Source organism: Pseudomonas sp. 05N434 (genome assembly GCF_056396965.1).
The window spans coordinates 1-7538 of record NZ_JBFTMK010000223.1 but is presented as its reverse complement, the minus strand read 5'-3'; the positions used below and the strand labels follow the sequence as shown (position 1 = coordinate 7538).

The following is a 7538-nucleotide window of genomic DNA, read 5'->3' as shown; positions in this document are numbered from 1 at the left end:
ACAGGTTGACTGCCTCACCGGTGGCCGTGTCGGTCAGCCCGGAGCCACCCGCGACCACGCCCAGGGCATAGGTCAGCGTGCCCGCACCGTCAGCGCCAAACGCCGACGTGAAGTTGGCGGCAAAGCTCTTGGTATCGTTGGTCGCCAGTACCGTTTCATCGACTGTCAGCGTCGGTTCGGTGCCAGTGGTGCTGATGCTCGGCCCATCATCTTCGAAGATCATCTTGGAGCCGATTTCGGCGGTTGAGGTGCTGGACTGCAGCACCTTGAAGCCGCCAATGTCGAAGTCAGCATGCGTCTTGTCGCCGTTCTTGTCGGTCAGCAACCCGGCGTTCTCGATCATCACGCGGTTGTGGTCGGTCGCCGTGCTGTAGGTGATCTGCGAGTCGGTCGGAACACCGGTGATCAGCACCGTGCCGTCGGCGTTGTAGGTGATGACGGCGCCGCTGACGGTGGCGCCCGCGAACGTCTTGACGGTGACACTGCCGTTGATGATCGCGACCTTTTCGGTGCTGTCGTTGGCGTAGCTGTTGACGAAGTTGACACCGCTCTGCGACCCGCTGACGTTGTCGGCGTTCTTGACGGCGGTGAGCAAGAGCTTCGCGGTGGTGCCGCCGGTCTCCTGCACGATCTTGAAGGTCGCGGAGCGGGCGCCGAAGTACTGGGTGAAGTCGATGTTCTGTTCGACACCCGCTTCGCCCGGGCTCAGGTTGGGGACTGTGAAGTCCGCCTTGGCACCGCTGACGAAGCTGAAGCGCAGCCCTTCCTGTTCGGTGATCGCCTGGTTGTTGGTGCCCAGGGTTGTGCTGCCGCCGCCCTGGCTGCTGTTAACCGTGTCGGCGCTGGTGATGGCAGCACTGCTTGCCGACTGATCCAGCGGATCCCTGCCGGTGACGACGATCGAGACGCCGGGAATCCGGCCGTTCGCATCGGCCGTCGCGCCCGCGGTCGTGAACATCAGGAACAACTGCTGGCCCGACGGCGCATTGGCCAGACTGAATTCCGCGTCCTGACCGGCTCCGATGAACACCTTATTCAGCAGATTGACCGCATCGTCGGGGTTCGTCGCATCTGGATGCTTGAGCGGTTGGTACTCCACGGTCCAGATCTTGCCGCCCGAGAGTGGCGATCCGGTTTCTTCGATATAGGCCGCGAACACGATTGCGCCGCTTGCGCTCCCGGCTCGGCCCACCAGGATGTTGTCGTTGCTCGTATCGGTATAGAGAAGGATGCTGGTGCCATCGAGGGTGTCCAGTCCGCTGTCCACGCCATTGAGCAGTGCGCCAGTGCTGTCGACGAAGCTGACGTTGGTAATGGTTGCTCCGGGGTCAGCGCTGACGCTGAACGCATTGCTGCCGGTATTGCCCACGGCGCCGGTATAGCCACTCAAGGCCGCACCCATTGCGGTACCTGCACCCAGTGCGGTCAAACGGGTAGAGAAAGTCGAGGGCAGGGAGGCCAGCAAAATGTCATTGTCGTCAGCGTCTCCCGCGGGGCTTGGCGTGGCGGTGCTGTTTTGCAACCCGGCCGTTTCGTCCAGCGTAACGCTCGCGCCAGAGGTCACAACGCTGAGAGCGTTGACCACTGAGTCGAGGGTCGGAATGTATAGGGGGGTCGGATCGCCCGTTAGCGATGAATTTTGCTCGCCGGTAGCCATGACTTTCTCCAGAGCAATTGCGGTCATCGAGGCCTGACCGTTGACCTTTGGTCGCAACTATGGAGAAGCGCCGGGGATTGCGCATCGGCCGAAACTCCCATGCGGGATGGGAGTTTCAGACTACTTGGGAGGGGAAAGAGGAGGAGGGCGCGAAGGAGTAACGTCGTATATTACGTTTGTGAATGAGCACAAGACGGCGGCGGGGGCGACCTCATGAGCTGGTTCCTCCACGCCGAATCACGATGGGCTGCTCGATCAGCCGCAGTTCGAGCTCGCCCGAGGCCGGCACGAAGCGCGGGCCAGTGCTTTCAGGCGTTGCCCGCAACCTCCAGGTGCGCTGCACCTTCGCCAGTTTGGCGACTCCCGACGCCACGGACCAGCGCCGGCAGACCTTCTCCAGCTTGAGCGGGTAAATGGTGAGTTGGTCGCCGTTGAAGTGCATGCGCAGGAAGCATTTATGGTCGGCGATGCGTTGCGAGGAAAAAACCACTTCGCTATGTAGCCCCCATAAAGTGTTGGCCATGACCATCCAGGCACCGAATAGCAGGCCTCCCAAACTACCACCGAGCACCAGTGTCCCCACCAGGAACAACAAGACCTGGAGCAGGTTTTCTACCTCGAACTGCAAGTAGTGGATGTTGATACGGCCCATGAGCCACAGCAGCCCGATCGCCAGTCCCAGGTGAAGCAACCCGTGAACGGCCCCGACGCCATAGGCAAGCTTTCGGGTGCGCTTGACCCCGGCGGCTGAGAGCACTGCGCAGCCCAGCACAATGGTCACGGCGAGCATCACCGAAGAAGGACTGTGTGCCAGAACCAGGACCAGCTGTCGCCATACCTCGCGCAGGTTGGGAATAGATACTTCGAGGCCAGACAATACCTCGACCAGGCTGCGATTATCGCGCGCCGGGTGGGGCACCTTGCTGGCGCTTTCTACCATCCAGTCGAACAGCAAGTACAAGATCGCCAGCATGCCGCAGAACGAGAGGTTGTGGGTGGGTAGCCGCCATGCCCGGTTACGCAGCTGTTCGGAGGTCTTTTTGTCCGGGTAGGTTGCCGCCAGCTCGTAGTGCTGCGGCGTTCCGCCGACGGTGATTGGCTCGGGCGGATCTGGAAGTTGATGAGTGCCATGCAGGAAGGCGCCACCGCCTCCGCAGGTGATGCGTTGCGGTGCCTGGCTGCCGGCTTTTGGCTGGTAGCGCGCGTAGTGGTGCGAGTCTCCGGCCAGGACCACCGCCAAGTGGTCACCCAAGAGCTGCTCGATCTCGCGCAGACTGCTGAAGCGCAAGGTCTGGGTCTCGATCGAGGGCAGGGTCTTGCGCCCCACGCGTGCGAGTCGTTCGGCCTCATCCACCCAGCTCGGCTCGGGTGTACAGAGGATCACGCGGTCGCCTGGCTGCAGTTTGGCGCGCATCTCTTCGAAGTACTGCTTCTGCTGGCGGTCGATCATCGACTCCAATTGCAGGTCCAGGCCCCAGATCCACCAGCCATTGGGCAGCTGCAGCACGTAGTAACTGGTGTGTTGACGGGTTTCCCAGCCGCCGATGGGCTTCTGCTCGCAAAACAGTTGGGAGAACCCGCGCAGGCCGTCATACCAATCGTGGTTGCCGGGCGTCGCCACTATCCACGGTGCACCTGGCTGCGGCACGGGCTGGTCCTGCTCATTCGGGCGAACCTTGGGGACCGGCGCGGGAAAGGCAGCGCGGAAGGGATCAAGGAAACGGGTGCGATAGCCGGATTGGGCCGGTGTGGGGTAGACCTGATCGCCGCCGAGCAGCAGCACGTCGCCGCGCGGCAGCGTGAGCTCCGGCAACTTGACATCCTGGCTGACGCACAGCGCCATGGAATAGGTGGAGTCCCAGCCATCGCCGGTATCCGCCAGATAGTCGATCCACACATCACCGTCGGCAGCCACCTGAATGGGTGGGTTAGAGCCCCGGGGGTTGAGCATGGCCAACACATCGCGTGGGTCTGCGAAGGCACCCATGGTGGTGGCCGCGGCCGATTGCATGCCCGTGCGCATGAGCTGAAACGGGCCTAGCCAGTTGACCATCGACTCCTGGGTGTAAAGTTCGATGCGGCTATTGGTCGTGGAAGATTGGGTGGCGTGGGTCATGGCGAGGAGCGCAGAGTGCCCCTCTTCAAAGTGTCCCTCTCCAGGGCGGAACTCAATCGATTGCTCCTTCATCGCCTAGCCTCCATTGCTGTAAAGAGTCCGGGTACATCAGGTGGGGTTTGACTTCTTGTCGGTTGATTCAGAATAGGTCAGTTATGCGATAACCGCCGGTTCATGGCAAGACGATAAAAACGATGGACCCGCCAGTATGACGGGTCCGGAAGGGGGATCAGAGTGTCGGCAACTGCCCGATGCGACCCATCATCTCGGTCACGATCTGCAGGTCCAGCAGGAACTGGTCGACGGTCTTGAACTCGTTGTCGTTGTGGCCGGTGTACTTGAGCTCGGGCCTGGCCAAGCCGAACTGCACGCCGTTGGGCAGCTCATGGACCGAAGTGGCGCCGGCTGAGGTACCGAACTTGTGTTCCATGCCAAGGTTCTCGCTGGCCACCGCCAAGAGCGCCTTGACCCATTCACCTTCGGGGTTGCGGTACATCGGCTCGGCGATCTTGTAGTCGAAAGCCACTGCAATGTGAGTCTTCTTGCTCCAGGCACCCAGCTTTTCGGCGATTTCAGCCTTGAGCGCTTCCGGGGACTTGCCCTTCGGCACGCGCAGGTTGACCGCAAGCTTGAAGGCTTTTTCATCCATCCCGACATAGGTCAGGGAGGTGGTCAGCGGCCCCATGAAGGCATCGGAAAAACCGACCCCCAACTTGCCGCCCAGGTAGTCCAGTCCCCAGTTGTCGACGGCATAACGGGCGGCGTCGGTAATGTGGTTGTGCTTGAGCGCGACCTTGCCGTCGAGGCTGTTGATGAAGCCCAGCATCCGTGCCACCGGGTTGATGCCTGACTCGGGCTCGGAGGAGTGGGCGGAAACGCCGGTGACCGTGAGCTTGACGTCCTTGCCGACGACCTTGGCGGTCACCTCGAAGTTGCCGCCATTGCGCTTGGCATAATCGCTACCTGCCTTCTGCAGGCTGGCGGCCAGTTCGGCGGGCTTGTCAGTCACAAGGGTAGCGACCGACGTTGACGGAATCTGGTTGGTTGCCAGGCCGCCGGTCATTGAGGTGATTTCGGCGCCCTTGCCCTGAGCGCTCCGCAGGGCAAAGTTCGCCATGACGGTGCCGTAGCCTTTCTCGGCAATCACCACCGGGTAGCCGCCATYCAGCGCCAGGTTGTAGTTGGGTGTCGGGTTGTGTTCGAAGTAATAGGGGATGGCGTCGCCGGTGGTTTCCTCGGTGGTGTCTACCAGCAGCTTGAAATGGCGAGCCAGCGGCAGCTTCTCTTCCTTGATGATCTTCATGGCGTAGAGCGCGACCACGATGCCGTTTTTGTCATCCTCGGTGCCTCGGCCATACATACGGTCGCCGACCAGGGTGACCTTAAACGGGTCGAGGCGGGTGCCGTCTTTCAAGACCCAGTTCTCCGGCGTCACGGGCACCACATCGGCATGTGCGTGAATGCCCACGATTTCGTCGCCAGCCCCTTCGAGGGATATTTCATAGACTCGGTTGTCGATATTGCGAAAGTTCAGGTTGAAGGCCTGGGCCAGGCCCTTGAGCTTGTCGCCGATCTTGATGAATTCAGGGTTGTCGTGTTGGGCCACGCCGTCCACGCGGAAGGTCGGGATGGCCACCAGTTCGCGCAAGGTCTCGGTAGCAGCGTTGCCGTACTTCACCCGCGCATAGAGGCCAAGCAGGCGATGAATCTCGTTCTGCTGTTCAGCGGAAAGGGGCTTGTTGCCCTGGAAAGCACTGATTGCCGGGCCGAGGTTACCGGTTTTGGCAAGCTCGCTCTTGGCCAGGCGTTCCAGGAACTGCCTGAAATCCGTTACCGATGCATCGCTGAAGGTCTTGAGGATGGTCGCGCTCTGTTGCGGGGTAATGTTGGCGTGCGCTGAGGTGGTGAACGACGAAAGGCTGGCCAGCATCAGGGTTGTCGCGGCCAGTTGCTTAAGTGAAAAGTCCATTGCTGGGGGCATTCCTTTGCAGGTGGTTGGTAGGAAATATCTGATTGATTAGTCAGAAACTTTTCCAAACTAACACCAAGAGGGAGTAGTACGGGAGTACCTGAAGTGCGATCTGTCGCACAGAAATGCAAAAGCGACGCAGAAATGAAAAAGCCTACCAACGCAACTCGAAGGCATTTTGCGCGCCCGTCTGGAGGCTGCTGCCCAAGCGTTTGCACTCGCGAGAAAGGGTGTCTTGCAGCCATTGACGGTCATCCCCTTCGGCGTGACAGAGGCGAAAGCGCTGCAGGCGAGTGGGTATCAGCTCCAGCGTCTGCAGGTGCCCGTCCGGGGCCAGCGAGGCAAAGTACAAAAGCCCCAGGTCGCCGCGATAATCTGCGTGGCCCTCGATGCCTTCGTAATCGTTCAGCAGATCCCCGCAGCCATAGAGAATCAGGCGCTCGCGGTACACCTCGATGCCTTTGACGTGGTGCGAGGAATGGCCATGCACCACGTCAACTCCGGCCTCATCGATCAGGGCATGGGCGAACCGGACCTGCTCCTGCGGGATCTCGAACCCCCAGTTGCCACCCCAATGAATGGAGGCCAGCACCCGATCCCCCGGATTTTTGTACTTGAGAATCCGTTCGGCCACAGGGCGCAGGCTTTGCATCGACAGATCTTCCAGCCGCGCGACGCCCGCGCGGCTATCCGTGGCGGCCCACCGCGGTGGAATGCCGCTGTCGGGAGCGCCGAAGCCAAACACCAGCAAGCGCTGTCCGCCAGACAACGGCAGCACGGCGGGCGCTTCGGCAGATTGTCGGTTGAGCCCGGCGCCGGCACTGCACATGTCGTTGTTCGCCAGGGTGGCCAGCGTATCGGCCAGGCCAGGCACGCCCCAGTCCAACACATGGTTGTTGGCCAGCACGCAGCAATCGATGTCGGCGGCACTGATGGCCGGGAAGTTCTCCGGGCTCATGCGGTAATTGATGCCCTTTGGCTCCGGTCGTCCGCGGCGGGACACCGCTGTTTCCAGGTTGATGATGCGTACGTGTGGCTGGCGAAGTTCGAACTCATCCAGCGCAATGCCCCAGATATAGGTGAAATCGACCGGGCGGGGAATCGGGCCATTGTGTCGTTCTGCCAACCGGACGTAATCGCCGGCTTTCTTGACGTAGTCTTCGTAAAGCCGTGGATCGCCAGGATGCGGCAGCACTGCGTCGATGCCTCGGGCGGTCATGACATCGCCGGTGAGAAACAGCTTCAGCGTATCGGTAACGGCTGCCATGGCACCCTCCGGATATCCCGAATAGCCTGGATCAACAGTAAATCTCTGTTTTAAAACAAATTAGTTTGTTTTTGGGCTTCCCAGATGCAGCGAAAGTTGATAAATTTCCGCGCGTTCTTGCAGAGGCCCTTACGGGGCTTGCAGCGTAGGGACGCAGCAGCTCGATATTGCTCGCAAGCTGCACATTCAGAAAGAGAGTGCCAGGCACTCGTCGCAACAGCTACAGGGGCGTCGCCAAGCGGTAAGGCAGCAGGTTTTGATCCTGCCATGCGTTGGTTCGAATCCAGCCGCCCCTGCCATTTTCCTTACACTCATCCAGTCATGACTCAGTCGGCAGTATTGCGCGAGTCCAAGATGGTCGTGTTTACGAGAAACGCCAGTGCCGATCCGGCCTGGCGTTTTTTTGTGTCGGTTACATATCCCTCTTGGTGTAATGCTGTTCACTTAAGCAATTTCAGCCGCGACGCATTCCTTGTAGCAGCTGCCGAGCTCGCGAGGCTGCGTTCGGCTGCGAAGCAGTCGTAAACCC

At 60.5% G+C, this 7538-nt stretch carries 4 protein-coding genes and 1 tRNA gene; 1 reads left to right on the top strand and 4 read right to left on the bottom strand.

Annotated elements, in window-relative coordinates; all coding sequences use genetic code 11:
* From AC1DLB_RS15590 to AC1DLB_RS15575, 4 genes are all read right to left on the bottom strand, one after another.
* On the bottom strand, window positions 1–1657 hold a 1657-nt coding region (locus AC1DLB_RS15590), incomplete at its 3' end, for a DUF5801 repeats-in-toxin domain-containing protein (RefSeq protein ID WP_477785238.1).
* Window positions 1658–1868: 211 nt separating this feature from the next.
* Complete coding sequence (locus AC1DLB_RS15585) at window positions 1869–3845, bottom strand: preprotein translocase subunit YajC (protein WP_477743224.1); 1977 nt, start codon at window positions 3843–3845, stop codon at window positions 1869–1871.
* A gap of 157 nt (window positions 3846–4002) precedes the next feature.
* Window positions 4003–5742 (bottom strand): dipeptidase, encoded by a 1740-nt coding sequence (locus tag AC1DLB_RS15580; RefSeq protein WP_477785237.1) that lies wholly within the window; start codon window positions 5740–5742, stop codon window positions 4003–4005.
* Window positions 5743–5896: 154 nt separating this feature from the next.
* Window positions 5897–7009: a CapA family protein gene (locus tag AC1DLB_RS15575; RefSeq protein ID WP_477743223.1), complete on the bottom strand. Its 1113-nt coding sequence runs from the start codon at window positions 7007–7009 to the stop codon at window positions 5897–5899.
* Window positions 7010–7233: 224 nt separating this feature from the next.
* Here AC1DLB_RS15575 and AC1DLB_RS15570 point away from each other — a divergent pair.
* Window positions 7234–7308, top strand: a tRNA-Gln gene (locus tag AC1DLB_RS15570).
* The last annotated feature ends 230 nt before the right edge of the window (window positions 7309–7538 follow it).